The following is a 23,152-nucleotide window of genomic DNA, read 5'->3' as shown; positions in this document are numbered from 1 at the left end:
GGCGGGCGGGCAGATCACCCCCGTACCCTGACGGGCGTGACGAGCCGCGATGTCGACCCGCTGGTGGCCCGGATGCGCCCGTTCGGGACGACGATCTTCGCCGAGATGTCCGCTCTCGCGCTGCGTACCGGCGCGGTGAACCTCGGGCAGGGTTTCCCGGACACCGACGGCCCGCCCGAGATGCTCGCCGCCGCGGCGCAGGCCCTGGCCGCCGGCCGCAACCAGTACCCGCCCGGCCCCGGCGTCCCCGAACTACGGGCGGCCGTGGCGGCGCACCAGCGCCGCTTCTGGGGGCTGGACTACGACCCGGACGGCGAGGTGGTGGTGACCGCCGGAGCCACCGAGGCCGTCGCCTCGGCCATCCTCGCCCTGTGCGAGCCCGGCGACGAGGTGATCTGTTTCGAGCCCTACTACGACTCGTACGCCGCCTCGATCGCCCTGGCCGGCGCGATCCGGCGACCGGTCACCCTGCGTCCCGAGACCGACGGGCGGTACGCCTTCGACCCGGCCGAACTGCGGGCGGCGTTCGGCGCGCGTACCCGACTCGTGCTGGTGAACTCGCCGCACAACCCGACCGGCAAGGTGTTCACCCCGGACGAGCTGGCCCTGGTCGCCGAACTCTGCCAGGAGCACGACACGTACGCGGTCACCGACGAGGTGTACGAGCACCTGGCCTTCACCGACGCCGCCAGCGGGCACGTACCGCTGGCCACGCTGCCCGGGATGCGCGAGCGCACCCTGCGGATCTCCTCGGCCGGCAAGACCTTCTCCTGCACCGGCTGGAAGGTGGGCTGGGCCAGCGGGCCGGCAACGTTGGTCTCGGCGGTACTGCGGGTCAAACAGTTCCTCACCTACGTCAACGCCGCGCCCCTGCAACCCGCGGTGGCGGTGGCCCTCGCCCTGCCCGACGACTACTTCACCGCCTTCCGGGCCGACCTACAGGCCCGCCGCGACCAACTGATCGACGGGCTGACCGCGGCCGGGTTCGACGTGTACACCCCGGAGGGCACCTACTTCGTCACCGCCGACATCACCGCTCTCGGCGGCACCGACGGCGTCGACTTCTGCCGCACGCTGCCCGAGCGCTCCGGCGTGGTGGCGGTACCCACCCAGGTCTTCTACGACGATCCCGAGGCCGGTCGGCGGCTGATCCGGTTCGCCTTCTGCAAACGCCACGAGGTGCTGGCCGAGGCGGTGACCCGGCTGCGCCGGCTGCCCGAGGTCCGGTGACCGACGCGCCGTCAGCCCGGACCGGGGGCCGGGCCGGTTTCGGCCGGCACCGCGACCACCGGTGACCGTGCGGCCCGGGCCCGCCGCCGCGCCGCCGACCAGGCGAGCACCATCGCGATGAGGAACAGCGCGGGCGCCATCTGCGCCAGTTCGGCGGCGGACCGGACATCGTGGATGACCGCGAGGTAGCGGGCGCGTTCGGCGGCGTCCTGCCAATCCTCCGGATCCATTCCGACGTAGTCGTAGGCGAGGAAGAGCGCGAAGGCCGCCGGCACCCCGACCAGCACCAGTGGCAGCCGCCCCCGGGTCGACCGGCGCAGCGCCACCCACCAGGTCAGGGCGGCCAGGGCCACGGTGCCGACCACGACGAGCACCGATGTGGCACCGAAGGTGGGCCACCAGGCGTTGCGCCGGTCCACCTCGTTCGCGGTGGCACCGTACACGGTGACCCAGGGCAGTGCGATGCCGGCGAGCAGCGCGATGGTGGCGGCCGACGCGACGGCGACCCGGCCGGAGCCCGGCCACCAGCTGGTCAGCACGACCGCGGCGAGGGTCGCGACGGCGAGCACCGCGCACGCCAGGCCGGGGCTGTCGTAACCGAACCAGATGGACCCGTAGTCCGGATCCAGGATCGGCGCCAGCCGGCGGACGACGTCGGCCCAGCGGGCGGCACCCTCGTCCGGTCCCGACGACAGGTGGTAGGCGGCGCCGACCAGAACCGTGGACATGGCCAGCAGGGCGGCGCCGGCCGCGACGGCGGCGGCCCGTCCCACGTACCCGGGCAACACCACCGAGGCAATTGCCAGCAGCACCAGCGGCACCAGCACGAGCAGGTACGCCCAGCCCCACCCGTCGATCTCGGTGACGGCCAGCCCGGTGGTCGACTCCTGGTGGACGAGCGTGTTGTCTCTGGTGCGACCCAGCACTCTGAGCGTCACCTCGGACCACGGCGCCGCCACGGAACCGACGGCCAACCCCACCGCGATCATGATCGCGATCAGGCGACCCCAGCGAGCTCCGAGCCAGCTCTGCGGCGTCACCGCCGGCGCGCCGCCGGCGGCCTGGCTGACGGCATCAGGCGAATCCGGATAGGACACACTCACCCCCGTGGGACACGCATCCGCCCTTTGGCGGCCGGGCGCTATCGTTCCACGGCGCGCGACCTCATGGGGGGAGGCCCCGTGGCGGATCAGGCCGGGCTGGCGGTGCGGACGTGGGCGGCGATGCGCTCGGCGACCTCACGGGCAGTCTGCTCGGTGGCGGCCTCGACCATCACCCGGACCAGTGGTTCGGTACCCGACGGGCGCAGCAGTACCCGGCCGGTCTCGCCCAGCTCGACCTCGGCCCGCTCGACCTCGGCGCGTACCGCCGGTGCGGCGGCACCGACGGTGCGGTCACCGACCGGCACGTTGATCAGCACCTGGGGAAGCTTGGTGACCACGCTGGCGAGGTCGGCCAGGGAGCGACCGGTGGCCGCCATCCGGGCCATCAGGTGCAGCCCGGTGAGGACGCCGTCGCCGGTGGTCGCGTACGCCGGCATGACGATGTGCCCGCTCTGCTCTCCGCCGAGGGCGAGCCCGGAGGCCCGCAGTTCCTCAAGCACGTACCGGTCACCGACCTTGGTCTCGACCAGCCGGATGCCCGCCGCGGACATGGCCAGGCGCAGACCGAGGTTGCTCATCACGGTGGCGACCAGGGTGTCCCCGGTCAGCGTGCCGGCTTCCCGCATGGCCAGCGCCAGGATCGCCATCACCTGGTCGCCGTCGACCTCCTCGCCGTCGGCGCTGACCGCCACGCACCGGTCGGCGTCACCGTCGTGCGCGATGCCGAGATGCGCCCCGTGCTCCACCACCGCCTGGCGCAGCGCCGCGATGTGGTTGGAGCCGCACTCGTCGTTGATGTTGAGCCCGTCCGGCTCGGCGTTTATCGCGATGACCTCGGCACCGGCCTCCCGGTAGACCGCCGGGGCCACCTCGGCGGCGGCGCCGTTGGCGCAGTCGACCACGACCTTGATCCCGTCGAGGCGGTGGGGCGCCGTTCCGGCGACGTGCTGCACGTAGTGGCTCGCGCCGTCGAGCAGGTCGTGCACCCGGCCCACCCCCGCGCCGACCGGGCGCTGCCAGGCGGTGGTGGCGTTGGCCTCGATCGCCGCCTCGATCCGCATCTCGATCTCGTCGGGCAGCTTGTGCCCGCCCGCGGCGAACAGCTTGATCCCGTTGTCCGGCATCGGGTTGTGGGAGGCCGACAGCATCACGCCGAGGTCCGCCTTGGCCTCCGCGGTGAGGAACGCCACCGCCGGGGTGGGTAGCACGCCGACCCTGATCACCGTCGCGCCCGCACTGGTCAGGCCGGCCACCACGGCGGCCTCCAGCATCTCGCCGCTGGCCCGGGTGTCCCGGCCCACCACGGCAAGTGGAGCGCGGCCACGATCCGACTCGGCGAGGGTGTGGGCGGCCGCGACGGCCACCGAGAGCGCCAACTCCGGAGTGAGGTCGGCGTTCGCCCGCCCGCGTACGCCGTCCGTGCCGAACAACCGGCCCATACCCACAAACCTCCGATGAAATGCCGATGCTAGGAGAAATGCCCTGTCGTGCGGCAACGGAAACGGCCGGCCCACCTCCCCGTCGGGGAGGCGGACCGGCCGTCCGTCAGAAGTACAAGGTGCGGCTGGAGATCAGCGCTTCGAGTACTGGGGAGCCTTACGGGCCTTCTTGAGGCCGTACTTCTTGCTCTCCTTGACCCGGGCGTCCCGGGTCAGGAAGCCGGCCTTCTTCAGCGCCGGGCGGTCGTCGGGCTCGCTGACGATCAGCGCCCGGGCGATGGCGAGCCGCAGCGCACCGGCCTGGCCGGTGGTGCCGCCGCCACGCAGGTTGGCGATGACGTCGAACGCCTCGGGCTTCTCGGCGGTCACCAGCGGATCCTTGATCAGCTGCTGGTGCACCTTGCTCGGGAAGTACGCCTCCAGGTCACGCCCGTTGCAGGTGATCTTGCCGGTGCCCGGCACGATGCGCACCCGGACGATGGCCTCCTTGCGCCGACCCACGGTCTGGATCGGGCGGTCACCACGAGGCGCGCGCGCGACGGGCGCCGGCGCCTCGGTGGCCTCAGGGGCGACCTCGGTGGCGGTGATGTCGGTCATGCTGCTTCCTTCGCCCGCGCTCACTGCGCGATCTGCTTGATCTCGAACGGCACCGGCTGCTGCGCGCCGTGCGGGTGCTCGGCACCGGCGTAGACCTTCAGCTTCTTGATGAGCTGACGGCCGAGCTTGTTGTGCGGGAGCATCCCCTTCACCGCCAGCTCGATGGCCCGCTCGGGACGCTTGGCCAGCAGCTCCTCGTAGCCGACCTGCTTCAGGCCACCCGGGTAACCGGAGTGCCGGTAAGCGATCTTCTGCTGGCGCTTGTTGCCGGTCAGCGCGACCTTGCCCGCGTTCACGACGACGACGAAGTCGCCCGTGTCGACGTGCGGCGCGAAAGTCGGCTTGTGCTTGCCCCGCAGCAGCGTGGCGGCGTGGGTGGCCAGGCGGCCCAGCACGACATCAGAGGCGTCGATGACGTGCCACTGACGCTCGATCTCACCCGGCTTCGGGCTGTACGTACGCACAGGTCTACCTTGTCTCGTCGTCGGTCTGGGGTAGCGCGCCGAGGTGACCAGGACATCCCAGCCGGACCAGCGCGCACGAACGACCAAGCGTACCTCAGGCGGCACGCCCACAGATGTCGTACAACAGCAGGCAACGATACCCGCAGCCCCGCCGGCCGGTCAAAACGGGGTCCGGCCGGCGGGGCGCGCGGAGGTCGACATGACGGCCGTCACACCCCGGCGCGGGCCATCCGACTGCCGGGGCGCAGGTACGCGACCCAGGTGATCACGAGCAGCACCAGGAAGAATCCCACGTAGAAGCGCAGCGCTGGCTGGATGCCCCCGTAGGTCGACCGGGCCCAGGCGTAACAGATCGGCACCAGGAAACCGCCGAAGGCACCGACCGCGGAGATGATGCCCAGGGCACCGGCGGCCTGCCGGCGCATCGCCAGCATCATCTCCGGCGTGCCGCCCTGTTCCTCGCCCTTGACCTGGAAGATCCTGCTGATCATCCGGTAGGTCGAGCCGTTGCCCACCCCGGTGGCCACGAAGAGCAGCAGGAACGCCACGAAGAACAGGCCCATGCTGCGTTGTTCGACCGACCAGAGCGCGCCCAGGGCACCGAGCGCCATCAGCACGAAGCTGGCCACCGTGACCCGGGCCCCGCCGACGAGGTCGGACAGGCGGCCGCCGAAGGGCCGGCAGAGCGAGCCCACTCCCGCACCGAGGAACGCCCAGGCCAGTGCGACGTCCGGCCGGCCGAACACCGAGTTGAGCAGGGTGGGGAAGGCCGCCGAGTAGCCGATGAACGAGCCGAAGGTACCGATGTACAGCAGCGACATGATCCAGGTGTCGCGGTGTCGCAGCGACGACCAGACCGGCCCCACGTCGGCCTTCGCCTCGACCAGGTTGTCCATGAACAGGTACGCGCAGACGGCGGCGATCACCGCCAGCGGGATGTACATCAGACCGGCCCGGGCCAGCGCGAGCCCGCCGCCCAGCACGATCACCTGGGGGACCACGAACTGCACGACGGCCACCCCGATGTTGCCGCCGGCCGCGTTGAGCCCCAATGCCCACCCCTTCTCCCGCTCCGGATAGAAGAAGGAGATGTTGGCCATGCTGGAGGCGAAGTTGCCACCGCCGAAGCCGGCCGTGGCGGCGATCAGCAGCAACGACACGAAGCCGATCTCCGGATGCTCGACCGCCCAGGCCAGTCCGGCGCAGGGCACGATCAGCAGTAGCGCGGAGATGACGGTCCAGTTGCGACCGCCGAAGACCGGCACGGCAAAGGTGTACGGCAGTCGCAGCAGTGCGCCGACCCCGCTGGGCACGGCGGTCAACCAGAGCGCCTGACTGGTGGTCAGCTGCCATCCGGCGTCGCCGAGCCGGACGACGACGATGCTCCAGAGCAACCACACGGAGAAGCCGATGTGCTCCGCGAAGATCGACCAGATCAGGTTGCGTTGGGCGACCCCGCGACCGATCCGCCGCCAGAAGGCCGGATCCTCCGGTGCCCAGTGCCCGATCCACCGACCCGGTCGGCGGTCCAGGCTCTCCTCTTCGATTACCGTTGGCTGCTCGCTCGTGGTGGTCATGCCGCAGAAGCTAGGGAGCCGCCGTTACCGCGGCGTTCGCCGTTCGGGTCGGCCCGGCAACGGGGATCGCACCACGTGCCGACGACGGCGGTGAGGAACGGGGCGGCTCAGAGCTGCTGAAGAATGCGCAACGCCCGGTCCACCCGCCGCATCGTCTCCGCGTCGGCGACGTCCACGCACTCGGTGAACCACTTTTTCATCGGCGAGGAGATCCGGTCCGGCATCACCACCCGGTCGCCCATCGACACCGCAAGTGGCGAGTCGCGCAGCAGCGCTGCCTCCACCACCTCGGTCACGATCACGATGGGCACCGCCGTGGAGTTGTAGACATCGGAACTGACCACCAGACCGAGGCGCTCCCGGGCCCCTTCGATCCGCCAGACCTCGCCCCTACGCAGCACGTGGTGGACCACCGAAGAGCAGGTCGTCGACCATGCCGACCTCCTGGGCATCGGCCAGCGAGGCGGATTCCAGATCCAGCCCGGCCCGGCCGACCGCCGCGGCGTGCGCGGCGAAGACCTCGCGCAGCGCCTTCTCCCGGGCCGCCTGGTCCATCCAGGCGGAGAGCGAGAGCCCTTCCCGCTTGGCGAACCGCCGGGCATCCGCGATCGTGTCGTCGGCGAACGACAGAGTCACCTTGGCTGTCATACCGGCAGACTACCCGCTGGTATGACTCCCAGTCATCCCCGAAGTGTGCCTCGCCCGCCGGACCACCGCAGCCCAGCCCGAAGATTCCCCTGGCGGTGCTGTCGAGCTGATAGCGCCGACGGATCGCCACCGGCCGCCGCACTGCCCCTGCGATCGGCGACGACGGCAGCGCCGGCACCCAACCTCGCATCCGCCCTCGACTGGTCCTGTCCGGGCCGGGGGCCGAGGGCCGGGGGCCGAGGGGGCCGGGGGCCGGGGGCCGGGGCTGCGAGAGCACAAACGATTCAGCTCGACAGGGCGTACAACAGATCGATACGGCACCCGACGGCTCGGCATGACAGGCAGCAGACCCGCTGGCAGGCGGCTGCGACCTCGGGGCGCCGGTTCAGCCCGGCAGGTGGCCGCCGATGACGGCGAAGCGCCACGCCTTGAAGTAGCAGTCCACGTTCACCAGGCCCACCTCGGTCAGCCAACGGCACTGCTCCGACACAGGTGCCGGGCGGTCGTAGGCCATCCGTTGTTCGGCAGCCGCGATCTCGGCGGAATCGGAACCGAGCGCCGCGACCTGTGCCAGCCAGACGTCGTGGTAACGCCGGTCCAGTTCCGGCGTCGGGCCGGCGACCTGTTCGGCGTTGACGAAGACTCCGCCGGGCACCAACGCCGCGGCCGCCCGACGGTAGAGGTCGCGCTTGGCGGAGTCGTCCAGGTGGTGAATGGCCAGCGCGCTGACCACGGCGTCGTACCGCCCGGCGGGCAACGGATCAACCAGGTCGGCCACCACCACCCGGTGCGCGACGCCCCGACCGGCCAACCGCTCGGCGGCGACGGCCAGCATCTGCGGCGCGGCGTCCACCAGGGTCAGCCGCACGCCGGGCACGGCGGCGGAGAGCAGCGACGACAGGAGGCCGGTCCCGGCGCCGAGATCGAGCACCTCGGGCGTACGCCCCGCTGCCAGGGCGGCCCGCAACGGTGGCGCGGCCACCTCGACGGCCGTGCTGTAGAACGCGTCGAAGCAGGGCACGAGCCTGCGGCGGGCGGCGTCGTAGCCACCCGCCGCCGCGTCGAACGCCTGAGCAACGCTCATGCCAGCCTCCCACAATCCAGGATATCCGTTCCACATTGTAGACCTCGCGAGCCATCCCCCAGCCGAGGTGCGGTGTGAGCGGCTCTTGACAGGACCGAAACAAACGGGACGCGGACCGGAAACTGCCCAACGGCACGCTTTGCCGACATGACAGACGGTGCACGGCCGGCGACGCGACCGGGGCGCGAGCCCCGGGAGGTGGCGACCCACTGCCCGTACTGCGCCCTCCAGTGTGGGATGGTCCTGCGCGAGGAGGACGACGCGGTGAGCGTGCTACCTCGCCAGTTTCCCACCAACCGGGGCGGCCTCTGCCAGAAGGGCTGGACCTCGGCCGAGCTGCTCAGCCACCCGGAACGGTTGACCACTCCCCTGCTGCGCGACCCGGCCACCGGCGAGCTGCGCCCGGCCACCTGGGAAGCCGCGCTGGACCGGATCACCACCGGCCTTCGCGACGTGCAGGAGCGGCACGGCCGCGACGCGGTCGCCGTCTTCGGCGGCGGCGGGCTCACCAACGAGAAGGCGTACGCGTTGGGCCGGTTCGCCCGGGTGGCGCTGGGCACCCGGCACATCGACTACAACGGACGGTTCTGCATGTCCTCGGCGGCAGCCGCCGGCATGCGGGCCTTCGGCGTGGACCGGGGGCTGCCGTTCCCGCTGTCCGACCTGGGTCGGGCGGACACCCTGCTGCTGGTCGGCGCGAACCCGGCGGAGACCATGCCGCCACTGGTGCGCTGGCTGACCGAGCACCGGGAGCGGGGCGGCAAGCTGATCGTGATCGACCCCAGGGTGACCGCCACCGCCCGGCAGGCCGACCTGCACCTGCAACCGCTGCCCGGCACCGACCTGGCGGTGGCCAACGCCCTGCTGCACATCGCCCTGACCGAGGGATACGTCGACGGTGACTACGTCGCCACCCGTACCACCGGATTCACCGCGGTGCGCCGCACCGTGGCGGGCTGGTGGCCGGCGCGGGCCGAGGCACTCTCCGGCGTGCCCGTGGCCGACCTGGAGGAAACCGCGCGAGCCCTCGGCACCGCCGAACGGGCGATCATCCTCACCGCCCGCGGCGCCGAGCAGCACGCCAAGGGTGTCGACACCGTCACCGGTTTCGTCAACCTCGCCCTCGCGCTCGGTCTGCCCGGCCGCGCCGGCTCCGGCTACGGCTGCCTGACCGGGCAGGGCAACGGCCAGGGCGGCCGGGAGCACGGGCAGAAGGCCGACCAGCTCCCCGGGTACCGCAAGATCGACGACCTCGAGGCCCGGGCCCACGTCGCGCGGGTCTGGGGGGTGCCGGCCGACGAGCTGCCCGGGCCGGGCGTGCCGGCGTACCAGTTGCTCGACTCGCTCGGCACTGACCAGGGGCCCCGGGCGTTGTTGGTGTTCGGCTCGAACCCGGTGGTCTCCGCGCCCCGCGCCGCCCGGGTCGAGGGTCGCCTGCGCGACCTGGACCTGCTTGTCGTCGCCGACTTCCTGCTCTCCGAGACGGCAGCGCTGGCCGACGTGGTGCTGCCCACCGCCCAGTGGGCCGAGGAGGACGGCACGATGACGAACCTGGAAGGGCGGGTGCTGCGCCGTCGGGCACTCCGTCCGCCTCCGGCGGGCGTCCGCACCGACCTGGAGATCCTGGCCGATCTCTCCGTGCGGATGCGAGGAACGACATCTGCTGACCGCCCGGTGCGCGAGCGGTGCACCGGCTCGACGGCGGGCGGCCGACCGGGCGAGGCGGAAAGCGGCCGACCGGGCGAAGCGGAGGCGGCGGACCCGCGCGTGGTCTTCGCCGAGCTGCGCCGGGCCTCGGCCGGCGGCCTCGCCGACTACGCCGGGATCAGCTGGGACCGGATCGACGCCACCGACGGCGTCTTCTGGCCGTGCCCCGACGACGACGGGCCCGACTCGCCCCGACTCTTCACCGAGCGCTTCGCCACTCCCGACGGGCTGGCCCGGTTCCACCCGGTGGAGCACCGGCCGGCGGCCGAGGAGGTCTGCGCCGACTACCCGCTGCACTTCACCACCGGCCGGGTGCTCGCGCAGTACCAGTCCGGAACCCAGACGCGCCGGGTGGCCGCGCTGCGCCGGGCCGCGCCCGAGGCGTTCGTGGAGCTGCACCCGGATCTCGCCGAGCGGCTGGGCGTCAGCGACGGCGAGCCGGTACGGGTGCTCTCGCGGCGGGGCGAGTTCCAGGCACCGGCCCGGCTGAGCCCGGGCATCCGGGCGGACACCGTCTTCGCACCGTTCCACTGGGGTGGGCCGGCGCGGGCGAACTCCGTCACCAACGACGCCGTCGACCCGGTATCCGGGATGCCGGAGTTCAAGATCTGCGCGGTACGGGTGGAGCGGGCATGACCGGGCACAGCGAGCGGGTCGTGGTGGTCGGCAACGGAATGGCCGGTGCCCGGGTCGCGGCGGAGCTGCACGCCCGTGGCGAGGACCTGAAGGTCACCGTGCTCGGCGCGGAACCGCACCCCGCGTACAACCGGATCATGCTGTCCACCCTGCTCACCGGCAAGATCGGCGAGTCGGATGTGGAGCTGGCGGAGGTCGCCGGACGCGGTGTCGACCTGCGTACCGGGGTGACCGTGAGCGCGATCGACCGGGCCACCGGTCAGGTACGCACCGACGACGGCGACCGGATCCCCTACGACCACCTGGTCCTCGCCACCGGCAGCCGGGCCGTGGTGCCCGCGCTGCCCGGGCTCGACCCGGCACACCTGCCGGAGCGGGTGATCCCGTTCCGCACCCTGGACGACTGCCGACGCATCCTCGCCGTCGCCGGCACCGCCCGGCGCGCGCTGGTGCTCGGCGGCGGGCTGCTCGGCCTGGAGGCGGCCCGGGGGCTGGCGCTGCGCGGGCTCGACGTGGGTGTGGTGCACCGGGTGCCGTACCTGATGGACCGTCAACTCGACCCGGCCGCCGGGGCGATGCTCGCCGGTACGCTCGCCGATCTCGGTGTGACCACCCATGTCGCGGTGGAGCCGACCGCAGTACGCGCCGACGTCGCAGGGGTACGGCTGGAGTTGTCCGACGGTCGGTCGCTCGACGCCGACCTGCTGGTGCTCACCTGCGGCGTACGCCCCGACACCGCCCTCGCCACCGCAGCCGGTCTGGCCGTGCAACGGGGGGTGCTGGTCGACGACCGGTTGCGCACCAGCGACGAGCGGATCTCCGCGATCGGTGACTGCGCGCAGCACGACGGCACGCTCACCGGGCTGGTGGCGCCGGCCTGGGCGCAGGCGCGGGTGGTGGCCCAACTGGTGACCGGGCAGGATCCACAGGCCCGGTACCGGCCGCGACCGGTGGTCACCCGACTCAAGGCGGCCGGCATCGACCTCGCCGCGATGGGCGACCCGACGGAGGGCCCCGGCGAGGAGTTGACTTTCGCCGACCCGGCCCGAGGCACGTACGCCCGGCTGCGCATTCACGACGATCGGTTGGCCGCCGCGATCCTGCTCGGCGACAACCCCTCGGTGGGCACGGTGATCCAGCTGTTCGACCGTGGCCACCCGGTGCCCACCGACCGGCGGGCGCTACTGCTCGGCCGGGCCGTCGGCGGGGCCGTCGCGGCACCCGCCGCGTCACCGGCGCTGATGCCGGACGCGGCCACGGTCTGCCAGTGCAACACGGTGAGCAAGGGTGCCCTCGTGCGCTGCTGGCGGGACGGAGCCCGCACGGTCGACGCCGTCGTCGCGGCGACCCGGGCCAGCACCGGTTGCGGCAGCTGCCGCGACGCGGTCGCCGGCATCGTCGACTGGTTGTCCAGAACGGATCCCGTGGAGGTGGGGCGATGACCGGCGGCAACGTGGTCGTCATCGGCAACGGCATGGTCGGCCAGCGGTTCGTGGACGCGCTGCGGGCCCGCGACCCACAGCAACGCTGGCGGGTCACGGTGCTCGCCGAGGAGAGCCGGCCCGCGTACGACCGGGTGCGGCTCTCGGCGTACTTCGACGGTGCCGACGAGCAGGACCTGAACCTGCACACCGCACACGACGGCGTGGAGTTGCGCCTCGGCGAGCCGGTCACCGGCGTGGACCGGGACCGCCGGGTGGTGACCACGACCACCGGCGAGCACCCGTACGACGTCCTGGTGTTCGCCACCGGGTCGTACCCGTTCGTGCCGCCGGTGCCGGGGGCGGACCTGGCCGGTGTCTTCGTCTACCGGACCCTTGACGACCTCGCCGCCATCCGCCGGTACGCGAAGGACCGCCGCACCGGCGCGGTGATCGGCGGCGGGCTGCTCGGCCTGGAGGCGGCGAACGCGCTGCGCCTGCTCGGGCTGACCACCAGCGTGGTGGAGTTCGCTCCGCGGCTGATGCCGGTGCAGGTGGACACCGCCGGTGGCGCGATGCTCCGCCGCTACGTCGAGGACCTGGACGTGGCCTGCCACCTGGGCGTGGCGACCACCGCGCTGCGGCCCGACGCGGACGGAGCGGTGGCCGCCCTGGAACTCGCCGACGGCGCGGTGCTCGACGCCGACCTGGTGGTGGTGGCCGCCGGCATCCGACCGCGCGACGAGCTGGCCCGGGCGGCCGGGCTCGACATCGGTCCACGCGGCGGGGTCCTGGTCGACTCCGCCTGCCGGAGCACGGACGAGCGGATCTACGCGGTCGGCGAGTGCGCGGCGGTCGACGGCACCTGCTACGGCCTGGTCGCCCCCGGCTACGCGATGGCCGAGGTGGTGGCCGACCGGCTGGTCGGCGGCGAGGCGACCTTCCCGGGCGCGGACACCGCCACCAAGCTCAAGCTGCTCGGCGTCGACGTCGCCTCGTTCGGCGACGCGCACGGTGCGACGCCCGGGTGCCTGGACGTCACCTGGACCGACCCCGCCGCCCGGGTGTACGCCAAGCTGGTCCTCTCCGACGACGCCGCGACGCTGCTCGGCGGGGTGCTGGTCGGCGACGCCAGCGCGTACCCGACGCTGCGCGCAAGCGTCGGCGGGCCGCTGCCGGCCGCACCGCTGGCCCTGCTGGCCGGCGACGAAGCGGTGGGCGCCACGGCTGGTGCCTTGCCCGCGACCGCCCAGGTCTGCTCCTGCAACGCGGTGACCCGGGGGGACATCGACACGGCGATCGCGGACGGCTGCGCCGACGTGGCCGCCCTGAAGGCGTGCACCCGGGCCGGTACGAGCTGCGGTTCCTGCGTACCAATGCTGAAGCAGTTGCTCGACGCGGCCGGCGTGGTCCAGTCGAAGGCGCTCTGCGAGCACTTCGACGTCAGCCGGCAGGAGCTGTTCGACATCGTCCGGGTACGCGGCATCCGGACGTTCTCCCGGCTGATCGCCGAGCACGGCCGGGGCCGCGGCTGCGACATCTGCAAACCGGTCGTCGCCTCGATCCTCGCCTCGCTCGGCAACGGCCACATCCTCGACGGCGAGCAGGCCTCGTTGCAGGACACCAACGACCACTTCCTGGCGAATCTGCAACGCGACGGCAGCTACTCGGTGGTGCCCCGGATACCGGGCGGGGAGATCACCCCGGAGAAGCTGATCGTCATCGGCGAGGTGGCCCGCGACTTCAACCTCTACACGAAGATCACCGGCGGGCAGCGGATCGACCTGTTCGGCGCCCGCGTCGACCAGCTCCCGCAGATCTGGCGCCGGCTGGTGGATGCCGGGTTCGAGTCCGGGCACGCGTACGGCAAGGCGCTGCGCACGGTGAAGTCGTGCGTCGGCTCCACCTGGTGCCGCTACGGGGTGCAGGACTCGGTCGGCCTGGCCGTCGCCCTGGAGCTGCGCTACCGGGGCCTGCGCGCCCCACACAAGATCAAGTCGGCGGTCTCCGGCTGCGCCCGGGAATGCGCCGAGGCGCGCAGCAAGGACTTCGGTGTGATCGCCACCGAGACGGGATGGAACCTCTACGTCGGCGGCAACGGTGGCTTCCGGCCCCGGCACGCCGACCTGTTCGCCACCGACCTGTCCACGGAGGCGCTGGTCACGCTGATCGACAGGTTCCTGATGTACTACATCCGCACCGCCGACCGGCTGCAACGCACCGCCGCCTGGATCGAAGCGATGGACGGTGGCCTGGACCATCTCCGGGCGGTGATCGTGGACGACTCGCTCGGCCTCTGCGCCGAACTCGACGCCGCGATGGCCCGGCACGTGGTGTCCTACTCGGACGAGTGGCGCGACGTCCTGGCCGACGCGGACCGGCTGCGCCGGTTCACCTCCTTCGTCAACGCGCCGGAGGTGCCCGACCCGTCGATCACCTTCGTCACCGAACGCGGACAACCGGTACCCGTCGGTGGGCATCCGTCCGGCGCGCAGGGCCGTCAACCGGTCGCGCTCGGCCTGCCGGAGGTGCGTCGATGACCGCCGCGACGGCACTGAGCTGGGTCACCGTCTGCCCGTTTGATCGCCTGGACCCGGACCGGGGCGTCGCCGCCCTCGTCGCCGGGGTGCAGGTGGCGATCTTCCGGACCGCGGACGGGCTGTACGCGATCGACAACCTCGACCCGGTCTCCGGGGCGTACGTGCTCTCCCGCGGCATCGTGGGCAGCCGGGGCGAGGTGCCGACGGTCGCGTCGCCGCTGCACAAGCAGGTGTACGACCTGCGCACGGGGGACTGTCTCGACCTGCCGGGCGTTTCGGTCGCTCGGCACCAGATCCGTTGCCACAACGGCATGGTCGAGGTGCGGCTGCGACAGGAGGGCTGATGCGCGAGGAACTGGCCGGCTTCACCATCGGGGTGACCGCCGACCGGCGGCGGGACGAACTCGCCGCGCTGCTCCAACGGCGGGGCGCCCGGGTGGTGCTCGCCCCCGCCCTGCGGATCGTGCCGCTCGCGGACGACACCGAGCTGCGCGAGGCCACCCGTGCCTGCCTGGAACGGCCGCCCGACATCCTGATGGCGAACACCGGCATCGGGATGCGCGGCTGGCTGGAGGCCGCCGAGGGTTGGGGGCTCGCCGAGCCGCTGCGCGGGATCCTCGGTGACGCGTACGTGGTGGCCCGGGGCCCGAAGGCCCGGGGGGCGATCCGGGCCGCGGGTCTGTTCGACCAGTGGTCACCCGCCTCGGAGAGCTGCGACGAGGTGGTCGACCACCTGCGTCAGCGGGGCGTGTCCGGTCAGGTGATCGCCATGCAGTTGCACGGCGAGCGGCAACCGGAGTGCACCCGCGCGCTGGAGGAGGCCGGCGCCACGGTCATCGAGATCCCGGTCTACCGCTGGGCCCCACCGACCGATCCCGCGCCGCTGCACCGGCTGGTCGACCTGGTGGCGGGGCGGCTTGTCGACGCGGTCACCTTCACCTCGGCACCGGCGGTGGAGGCGCTGCTGCGCGCCTCCGGCGATCGCACGGAGGCGGTGCTGGACGCGCTGCGCACCGACGTGCTGGCCAGTTGCGTCGGACAGGTCACCGCCGAGCCGCTGGTCCGACGCGGGGTGCCGGTGAGCGCGCCGAGCCGGGCCCGGCTCGGCGCGCTGGTCCGCACCATCGTCGACGAACTGCCCCGCCGCACCGTGACCATCAAGGTCGCCGGACACCTGCTCACCCTGCGCGGCCACGCGGCGGTGGTCGACGGCGAGCTGCGACCGCTGGCCCCGGCGCCGATGGCGGTGCTGCGGGCGCTGGCGCAGACGCCGGGCCGGGTGCTGTCGCGTACCGCCCTGTTGCGGACGCTGCCGCGCGGCGCCGACGAGCACGCGGTGGAGATGGCGGTGGCCCGGCTACGGGCCGGCCTGAAGGCGCCACGTGTCGTGCAGACGGTGGTCAAACGCGGCTACCGGCTGCGCGTCGACTGAGCCCGCCGGCCCGGCCGCGACCGGGCCGGCGGGACACCGCCTACCCGACCGGGGTCGGGAAGCCGCGGTCGTGCTCGGCCTGCAGGCGCGCCATGGCGTGCTCGACGACGGTCACCAGGACCTGCTTGACCGGCTCACGCTGCCGCGCGTCGGTCATCACCAACGGCACGTCCGGCGAGATGGCCAACGCCTCGCGCACCTCGTCCAGCTCGTACTGGGGTGCGCCGTCGAACCGGTTGAGCGCCACCACGTACGGCAGGTTGCGGTTCTCGAAGTAGTCGAGCGGGGCGAACGCGTCGGTGATCCGGCGGGTGTCCACCAGCACCGCGGCGCCCACCGCGCCTCGGATGATCTCGTCCCACATGAACCAGAACCGGGTCTGCCCAGGCGTGCCGAAGAGGTACAGGATCAGATCCTGCGCCATGGTGATCCGGCCGAAGTCCATGGCGACCGTGGTGGTCTCCTTGCCCGGCACCTTGGACGGGTCGTCGATGCCGACGCCGGCCGAGGTCATCACCGCCTCGGTGGTCAGCGGTGTGATCTCGGAGATCGCACCGACAAGCGTGGTCTTGCCGACACCGAAGCCACCCGCGACGACGATCTTCGCGGAGATGATTCCCCGGCTCTGGCGGGCCCCGGCGGGGTCATAGCTCGCGAAGTCCACTCAGCACCCTTCCCAGCATTTCCATCCGCTCCTCGTAACCTGTGGCGGGAGCGGCCGTCTGTAGCGTCAGTAGGCCTTCGGCCACCATGTCGGCGACCAGCACCCGGGCGACACCCAGCGGTAGCCGGGTGTACGCGGCGATCTCCGCCAGCGACTCGGGTCGCCCCTCGCAGACCATGGCGATGCGATGCTTGTCGTGCCCGGCGAAACGTGACTCGGCGATCTGCGTGGGGCTGGCCACCAACACCGCTTCCAGGGCGATGTCCTGCAACGGCTCGGTCCTGCCCCGGGTGACCGCGTACGGCCGCACCAGCGCACCCCGTGGGTCACGCTGCCGATCCATCCGCGATCACCTCCTCCGCCTTCCGCCGGTCCGGTGCACCGGTTACGACCGCACCGCGTCCCGGGGCAGCGGTACCAACGCCGCACCGACCCGTTCCACAAGCAGTGCCATCTCGTAGCCCACCTGGCCGACGTCGCAGCTACGCGCCGCGAGCACCGCCATCGACGATCCGTCGCTGATGGACATCAGGAACAGGTAGCCGCTGTCCATCTCGATAACTGTCTGCAAGACGCCGCCGGCGCTGAACATCCGCGCGGCGCCCTCGGTCAGGCTCACCACGCCGGAGGTGATCGCGGCGAGCTGATCCGCCCGGTCCGCCGGCAGGTCCCGGGAGGAGGCGAGCAACAGCCCGTCCGCGGACACCGCCACGACGTGGGCGATGCCTGCCACGCTGTCGGCGAAGTTGCTGAGCAGCCAACCCATGTCCTGTATGGCCGCTGGCCTGTTCATCGGCTCGTCTCCTTGATCGAGGTGCTGTTCTGACTCACTCCAGCCGTCCGACCGCGCTGGACACCACGGTGGTATGCCGACAGCAGTCCGCGTACTTCGTCGGGGGTCCGGCGGCCGTGCTCACGCCCGCCGCGCGGCTCGATGCCACCGGGCACGAGCTGTGCCTGGGGTACCCGCTTGGGCAGCCCCGACCGGGTCGTGCCGGCGGGAGTGGGCTCGGCCGCCCGGCTGGCCCGAGACCAGCCCTCGTCGGCCGCCGTCCGCCAGGCGTCGTCCTCCGGCTGGCCGGTTTCGGGCTGCCGGGTGGACGGCGGTGACGTGGACGGCGGTGGCGGCGCGGGCGAGGTCGGCGGCGCGCTCGGCGCCGGACCAGCCGTGCTGGCGGACGAGAAAGTGTACGACGGTGGCGGCTCAGGTGTCGCGGCGGCGGCCGCACCCGGCGTGCGGGTTGGCAACGGACTCCGTCCCCTGGTGGGCTCGACAGGGGGTGCCGGTGGGGTGGCGACCGCCTGCGGGGCCGGCTCGTCGAACTGCGGTCGGCTGAAGATCGTGGTGACGTCGTTGCCGTGCGAGCGGAACCAGACCGCCTCCATCTCGCGGAAGATCGGCGAATCGGAGGACTGTTCGGGTGGCACGGTGATCGGACGGGTCGGGGGTGGTGCGGTGGCGGCCAGGCTGGCGCCCAGCCCACGGAACCCGGAGCCGTCGAGATCGTCGCCACCGGCGTGCTGGCCGGCGGCCGGGGCGAATCCCGCCGGTGCCGTGCCGCCCGCACCGGCGACCGGTCCCACCGGCAGGCCGGGATCGGCGTGCTGGCCGTGGTTTCCGGTGCCTCGGGGCGGTAGCGGGTCGAGGGTGGGTTGCGCGACCGTGGGCGAACCCGCGTTGAACCCGTTGAAGGCCGGCGGCGGCGTCCGGGGCGGCGGCGGGTCGGCAGGGGCCGCCTCCGCTCCCGGCCAGGGCGTACCGGGGGACGTGCCGTTGTGCCACCGGTCGACGAGGGTCGCGGTGTTGCCGCGCCCCGTCCCCCCGGCCGGGTCGCCGTGGCCGACCGACGCGAGCGGGTTCTGCTCGACCGCGAGCGGCTGCCGGGGTCGGGTGATCGCCTGGTCGCGGCCGCGCAGGCTGGGCAGCACCACGGTGGCGGCGGGCAGGGTGACCTGCGCGACAGTGCCGCCCTCGACGTTGCGACGCAGCTCGACCCGAATGCCGTAGCGGGCCGCGAGCCGGCTCACCACCGCCAGACCCATCAGGCGGAATGCCGCGACGTCGACCGCGGAGGGCGCGGCGAGTCGGCGGTTGAGCGAGTCCAACTGCTCGTCGGAGAGGCCGAGACCACGGTCCTCGATCTGGATGAGCACGTAGTCCCGAATGCGCCGTCCGTCGGCCACCACCGTGGTGTTGGGCGGCGAGAAGCGGGTGGCGTTGTCGAGCAGCTCGGCCACCAGCCGCACCACGTCGTTCACCGCGTGGGCCGCCACGGACACGTCGGTGTCGACGGTGCCGAACTCGATCCGGTTGTAGAGCTCCACCTCGGATTGTGCGGCCCGCAACACGTCCACGAGCAGGGCGTCGTCGCGGCGCGGCACGGCCGAGTCGGCCCCCGCCAGCACGAGCAGGTTCTCGTCGTTCCGGCGCATCCGGGTGGCGAGGTGGTCGAGTTCGAAGAGCTGCGCGAGCCGCTTCGGGTCCTCCTCACCGCGCTCGATCGCGTCCAGCTCGCCGATCATGCGGTCGACCAGGGTCTGACTGCGGCGGGCCAGGTTGAGGAACATCGCCGAGACACTGGTCCGCAGGGCCGCCTGTTCGGCCGCGACCCGGACCGCCTCCCGGTGCACGACGTTGAAGGCCAGGGCGACCTGTCCCACCTCGTCGCGGTTGTTGAGCTGAATCGGGTCACGTACCTCGCGAACGATCTCGTCGACGCTGCCGTCGCTGACGTTGCCCATTCCCTGGAGCCGACGCACCGCCTCGGGCAGGTCGCGGTTGGCCACCGAGAGCGCGCCCTCCCGCAGCCGGCGCAGGGAGTGGTTGAGCGAGCGGGCCAGCACCACGGCCAGGGTCACCGCGATGATCAGGGTGAGCAGCACCAATGTGGTCTCGACCACGGCCTGCCGGATGACGTCCGAGCGGGCCTGCTCGGCCTGGGCCAGCAGGCGGTTCTCCAGCTCGATCTCGGCCCACCGCATCAGCTCGTTCACCGCGCCGATCGCAGCCGTGGCCTCCTGCGCGGTGAACGGCGCACGCTGGTTCACCGAGCGGCTGAGGTCGGTGGCGATCCGGTCGGCCAGCACCACCGCGTCACCGGAGACGGTGCTCTCGACCAAGGCGCGCTGCACCGGGTCGGCGGCGAGCGAGAAGGCCACCAGCGCCTCCTGCTGCCCGGTGAGGGTGGCCACGAAGGTGGAGAACTGCTCGTTGTCCAGCCGGCCGGCGCTGAGTGCCGTGAACGCGACCGCCTCTTCCTCGGCGACGGCCGCCTTCGCCCGGGCGAAGGCGGCGACCGCCCGGCGGGTGTCACCGACCTCCTCGCCGCCGGGCAACTGGGCCAGCCCGTCGCCGTAGGCGACCAGGTCGTCGAGAACCACGCCGTAGCGCAGCACTGCCTCGGCGACCTCCATCTGCTCGCGGGCGAGCACCTCCTGCCGGGTGCCGTCGAGGGTGTCCAGGTGCGCGTCGATGGCCGTGAGCCGGTCGCGGATCGCCGGGGGCGCATCGCCGACCCGGGCCCGCTCCGCGCGGTACTCGTCGATCCGCTGCTGGGTCTCGCGGACCCGCAGGTTGTACGCGTCGGCCCGCTGTTGCGGTGCGGCGAGGTAGGCCGCCGCCGCCATCCGTTCGGCGTGCAGGTCGTTGGTCAGCGCGGAGACGTCGATGGACAGCGCCGTGAGTGCGCGGGACTGACTCGCGTCGTAGGCACCCTCGCCGACGGAGACCAGTCGGACCGTGGCCAGGGCGATGACCGCCGCCACCGGAACCACGAGAATCAGCGCCAGCTTGGACCGGATCCGGGCGTCGCGCAGCCGGGGCAGTCGACCGCCGTTCCTCTGCGCGGCGTCACCACTGGCGGGCAGGGCCGTCGGTCCGGTGCTCACGACATCGCCTCCGTCGTTTTCTTCCCGCCAGAACCGCCGACCCGGGCGCCGAGCGACAGCCGGCGCCACGCGCGGCACGGCCGCGATTTCATCAGACGAGATCGTGTTTGGGAAGCCGCAGGAGGGCAGGAAACGGTCGGACGGCACGCAACCCGTGATCCGGTCAACTAATACCTACATTTCCACAGCGCCCCTGAACAGGGCATGTAACTCCAGAGTGGCCACACGTGTCGCCACAGTGAGCATTTGAAAACATTTGGTTACACCAACATGTGGGATCGGTGTCCCGAAACGTTCTCGCTGACCCGCTTGACCGCAGCGCCCGGCATTGGCAAGGTTTTGCAGGCTTCGCACACACGGTACGGCAGGGCCGTCTCATTATCCACAGTGGACGGACGAGCCGCCGGTGACCGGGCCCCGCCCGTGCCGCATCAGGAGGACCCAGTTGACCCCCTTCCGCTCCGCGACCGCCACGGCGCTCGTGTCGACCCTGCTCGCCACCACCCTCGCAGGCTGCCAGTTCGGCGGGGACGAGCAGGACACGAGCCCGATCGTGATCGCTGCCGACCTGGAACTCTCCGGTGCCTCGGCCGGGGTCGGCAAGGCGTACCGGCAGGCCCTGGAACTGAAGCGCGATCAGTTGAACGCCTCGGGCGCACTCAACGGCCGTACGGTCGAACTATTGTTCAAGGACAACCGCTCCGACGCCAGTGAGTCACTGCGGAACATCGTCGACTTCAGCAACGATAAGCGAGTGACCGCCATCATCATGGGCGGCTGCAACGAATGCGCAGTCGGTGCGGTGCGCACGGTCGATGAGAACCGGATCCCGACCGTGGCACTCGCTGCGGCCGGCGCCGTGGTGAACCCCGTCGCGGAACGCCGCTACATGTTCAAACTGGCCCCGAACGCCGCCGACAACGCCGCGGCCCTCACCGTCGAACTGCGCCGCCGCAACATCGACACGGTCGGGCTCCTGCGCAGCGACGACGCCTACGGCCAGGAGGGCGCCGCCGCGCTGCGCCGCGAGTTCGACAAGGTCGACATCCGGGTGCTGGCCGAGGCGTCCGTCCGTGGCACCGACACGGAACTGGACGGGCAGGCCGGCAGACTGACCGGGGCCGATCCCGACGCCCTGGTCATCTGGACCCCGCCGGAACAGGCGATGCTCGCCGCCAGCGCGGTGGAGCGGGCCGACTACACAGGTGCCCTGTTCCTCGACGCCTCGGCCGCCGGCGACCTCTTCCTCGGCTCGGCCGCCCGGTCGGCCGAACGGGCCACCCTGGTCTTCACCCAGACGATGGTGATCGACGACGTCATCGCCACCACCCCCGCGAAGGCCGCCCGCCGTCAATGGTTCCAGGACTACACCGCCCGGTACGGCGGCTACCACGGCTCCGCCTCGTTCGCCGCAGACGCGATCCAGCTCATCGCCGACGCGGAGCTGCGGGCCGGCGGCCCCGTCGGCGAGGTCGACCGGGACCGCCTCCGCGACGTGCTGGAGACGTCCCAGCTGGACGGCCTGACCGGTCCGATCCGGATGACGCCGGACAACCACTCCGGGCTGATGCCGCAGGCGCTGACGACCCTGATCGCCCGCAACGGCCGGTGGCGTCTGGCCGGCTGATCGGTCGTCGCCGGCTGCGGTGGGTGTGGCCGCACCGCGACCGGCTCCGGGCGGTCAGGCTTGATCCCTCCGCCGGTCGCGGTGCGGCCACACCTGCGAACGGGGGGACGACTGACCGTCATCGTTGGGTGTGATCTCTTGGGTGGCTGGTGTGGTCAGCGGCTGGAGGTGGTCTCCCGCAGCCAGGGCAGGCTGCGCCGCTCGACGAGCACCAGCGCGGCGTAGAGCACGATGCTGACCAGGGCGACCAGGATGATGGCGGCCCACGCGGTCGCGGTGTCGCCGATGCCGGCGTACTGCTGGATCACGTAGCCGAGGCCGCCCTCACCGGCCTGGAACTCACCGATCACGGCACCGATCGCGGCGAGCGGCATGGCGACCTTGAGGCCGACGAAGATCTGCGGAAGCGCGGCGGGGAAGCGGACCTTGCGGAACGCCTGCCAACGGGAGGCGTTCCAGGACCGCACCAGTTCGGCGAGTTCGGCCGGAGTGGTGGTCAGCCCGGTCGCGGTGGACAACACGATCGGGAAGAAGCAGAGCAGGAAGACCATGGTGAGGATCGGCTTCTGACCCCAGCCGAGCGCCACCACCAGCAGCGGGCCCAGGGTGATCTTCGGCACGGCGTTGACCGCGACCAGCAGCGGGGTGAACATCCGCTCGACCGTCCGGGAGGCCGCCAGCGCCAGGCCGATCAGCACCCCGGCCACCGCGGAGAGCGCGAAGCCGAGCAGGATCTCGCCGGTGGTGGCGGCGGTGTGCTCCAGCAGCCGGGCCGGCCGGTCGGCGAACGCCGCGAGCACGTCACCGGGCGGCGGCAGGGCGGCCGGATGGATCAGCTCCAGCCGGGCCACCAGCCACCAGAGGCCGAGCGCGACCAGCAGCCCGGCGGCCGGTAGCAGCGCGGCCGTCGTGCCCGAGCGCAGACCACCGGCTCGCAGGCGTCGACCACGCGGTGCGGCCGGGGACTGCTCGGGCGCGAGCGTCGCCTCCGGCTGCCGTGGACGGACGTCGGTCATCGGATCCTCCTGCGGTTCGGCGAATCGTCACGGGCGGGGAGTGGAGTACGCCGCACCGGCGAACGCGGTGCGGCGTACT

The 23,152-nt window shown here is 72.2% G+C and carries 20 protein-coding genes; 7 read left to right on the top strand and 13 right to left on the bottom strand.

Annotated elements, in window-relative coordinates; translation table 11 throughout:
- Positions 1-36 precede the first annotated feature (36 nt).
- Positions 37-1,230, top strand: coding sequence for a pyridoxal phosphate-dependent aminotransferase (locus tag KBX00_RS21390; protein ID WP_210829650.1), 1,194 nt, complete (start codon positions 37-39; stop codon positions 1,228-1,230).
- Positions 1,231-1,241: 11 nt separating this feature from the next.
- Here the strand turns inward: KBX00_RS21390 and KBX00_RS21385 are convergent, their stop codons facing one another.
- The 8 genes from KBX00_RS21385 to KBX00_RS21350 all read right to left on the bottom strand — a co-directional run bounded on the left by KBX00_RS21385 (position 1,242) and on the right by KBX00_RS21350 (position 8,142).
- Positions 1,242-2,327, bottom strand: a complete 1,086-nt coding sequence (locus tag KBX00_RS21385; RefSeq protein ID WP_210829648.1) for a hypothetical protein — start codon at positions 2,325-2,327, stop codon at positions 1,242-1,244.
- Between the two features lie 92 nt (positions 2,328-2,419).
- Positions 2,420-3,772, bottom strand: a complete 1,353-nt coding sequence (gene glmM, locus KBX00_RS21380) for a phosphoglucosamine mutase (protein ID WP_210829646.1) — start codon at positions 3,770-3,772, stop codon at positions 2,420-2,422.
- Positions 3,773-3,904: 132 nt separating this feature from the next.
- On the bottom strand, positions 3,905-4,369 hold the full coding sequence (rpsI, locus tag KBX00_RS21375; RefSeq protein ID WP_018784602.1) for a 30S ribosomal protein S9: 465 nt from the start codon (positions 4,367-4,369) through the stop codon (positions 3,905-3,907).
- Between the two features lie 20 nt (positions 4,370-4,389).
- Positions 4,390-4,833, bottom strand: coding sequence for a 50S ribosomal protein L13 (gene rplM, locus KBX00_RS21370; RefSeq protein ID WP_093411456.1), 444 nt, complete (start codon positions 4,831-4,833; stop codon positions 4,390-4,392).
- Positions 4,834-5,042: 209 nt separating this feature from the next.
- Positions 5,043-6,410: a NarK family nitrate/nitrite MFS transporter gene (locus tag KBX00_RS21365; RefSeq protein WP_210829644.1), complete on the bottom strand. Its 1,368-nt coding sequence runs from the start codon at positions 6,408-6,410 to the stop codon at positions 5,043-5,045.
- Between the two features lie 107 nt (positions 6,411-6,517).
- The gene (locus tag KBX00_RS21360) at positions 6,518-6,823 is read right to left on the bottom strand and encodes a type II toxin-antitoxin system PemK/MazF family toxin (protein WP_210829642.1); all 306 of its coding nucleotides are present in this window, start codon (positions 6,821-6,823) and stop codon (positions 6,518-6,520) included.
- Positions 6,801-7,058 carry a hypothetical protein gene (locus tag KBX00_RS21355; RefSeq protein ID WP_210829640.1) on the bottom strand — a complete coding sequence of 86 codons (258 nt, stop codon included), beginning with the start codon at positions 7,056-7,058 and terminating at the stop codon, positions 6,801-6,803. The genes KBX00_RS21360 and KBX00_RS21355 overlap by 23 nt, the downstream gene beginning before the upstream one ends.
- 385 nt (positions 7,059-7,443) lie before the next feature.
- On the bottom strand, positions 7,444-8,142 hold the full coding sequence (locus KBX00_RS21350; RefSeq protein WP_210829638.1) for a class I SAM-dependent methyltransferase: 699 nt from the start codon (positions 8,140-8,142) through the stop codon (positions 7,444-7,446).
- A gap of 147 nt (positions 8,143-8,289) precedes the next feature.
- On the opposite strand from KBX00_RS21350, the gene KBX00_RS21345 reads away from it, so the two are divergent.
- The 5 genes from KBX00_RS21345 to KBX00_RS21325 are packed head-to-tail and all read left to right on the top strand — an operon-like array spanning position 8,290 to position 15,878.
- A complete protein-coding gene (locus KBX00_RS21345; protein ID WP_210829636.1) occupies positions 8,290-10,485 on the top strand; it encodes a molybdopterin oxidoreductase family protein in 2,196 nt (731 codons plus the stop codon).
- Positions 10,482-11,927 (top strand): FAD-dependent oxidoreductase, encoded by a 1,446-nt coding sequence (locus tag KBX00_RS21340; protein ID WP_210829634.1) that lies wholly within the window; start codon positions 10,482-10,484, stop codon positions 11,925-11,927. Before KBX00_RS21345 ends, KBX00_RS21340 begins: the two co-directional genes overlap by 4 nt.
- On the top strand, positions 11,924-14,446 hold the full coding sequence (gene nirB, locus KBX00_RS21335; protein ID WP_210829633.1) for a nitrite reductase large subunit NirB: 2,523 nt from the start codon (positions 11,924-11,926) through the stop codon (positions 14,444-14,446). The genes KBX00_RS21340 and nirB overlap by 4 nt, the downstream gene beginning before the upstream one ends.
- Positions 14,443-14,790: a nitrite reductase small subunit NirD gene (gene nirD / locus KBX00_RS21330; RefSeq protein ID WP_210829630.1), complete on the top strand. Its 348-nt coding sequence runs from the start codon at positions 14,443-14,445 to the stop codon at positions 14,788-14,790. The genes nirB and nirD overlap by 4 nt, the downstream gene beginning before the upstream one ends.
- Positions 14,790-15,878 (top strand): uroporphyrinogen-III synthase, encoded by a 1,089-nt coding sequence (locus tag KBX00_RS21325; protein ID WP_210829628.1) that lies wholly within the window; start codon positions 14,790-14,792, stop codon positions 15,876-15,878. Before nirD ends, KBX00_RS21325 begins: the two co-directional genes overlap by 1 nt.
- Positions 15,879-15,918: 40 nt before the next feature.
- Here KBX00_RS21325 and KBX00_RS21320 read toward each other — a convergent pair whose 3' ends face one another.
- Genes KBX00_RS21320 through KBX00_RS21305 form a run of 4 tightly spaced genes read right to left on the bottom strand, consistent with a single transcriptional unit; the run spans position 15,919 to position 20,430 of the window.
- Complete coding sequence (locus tag KBX00_RS21320; protein ID WP_210829626.1) at positions 15,919-16,542, bottom strand: ATP/GTP-binding protein; 624 nt, start codon at positions 16,540-16,542, stop codon at positions 15,919-15,921.
- Positions 16,523-16,885 (bottom strand): DUF742 domain-containing protein, encoded by a 363-nt coding sequence (locus tag KBX00_RS21315; protein WP_099849651.1) that lies wholly within the window; start codon positions 16,883-16,885, stop codon positions 16,523-16,525. Before KBX00_RS21315 ends, KBX00_RS21320 begins: the two co-directional genes overlap by 20 nt.
- Positions 16,886-16,927: 42 nt before the next feature.
- Positions 16,928-17,335, bottom strand: a complete 408-nt coding sequence (locus KBX00_RS21310) for a roadblock/LC7 domain-containing protein (protein WP_093403659.1) — start codon at positions 17,333-17,335, stop codon at positions 16,928-16,930.
- Positions 17,332-20,430, bottom strand: coding sequence for a sensor histidine kinase (locus KBX00_RS21305; protein ID WP_210829624.1), 3,099 nt, complete (start codon positions 20,428-20,430; stop codon positions 17,332-17,334). Before KBX00_RS21305 ends, KBX00_RS21310 begins: the two co-directional genes overlap by 4 nt.
- Before the next feature lie 445 nt (positions 20,431-20,875).
- On the opposite strand from KBX00_RS21305, the gene KBX00_RS21300 reads away from it, so the two are divergent.
- A complete protein-coding gene (locus KBX00_RS21300) occupies positions 20,876-22,057 on the top strand; it encodes an ABC transporter substrate-binding protein (protein WP_210829622.1) in 1,182 nt (393 codons plus the stop codon).
- Positions 22,058-22,212: 155 nt separating this feature from the next.
- On the opposite strand, the gene KBX00_RS21295 is transcribed toward KBX00_RS21300, so the two are convergent.
- A complete protein-coding gene (locus KBX00_RS21295; RefSeq protein ID WP_210829620.1) occupies positions 22,213-23,073 on the bottom strand; it encodes an ABC transporter permease in 861 nt (286 codons plus the stop codon).
- Positions 23,074-23,152: the final 79 nt, after the last annotated feature.

Source organism: Micromonospora sp. C95, assembly GCF_018070465.1.
In the GTDB taxonomy this organism is placed as follows: Bacteria; Actinomycetota; Actinomycetes; order Mycobacteriales; family Micromonosporaceae; genus Micromonospora.
This window is presented reverse-complemented; position numbering and strand designations above follow the sequence as displayed.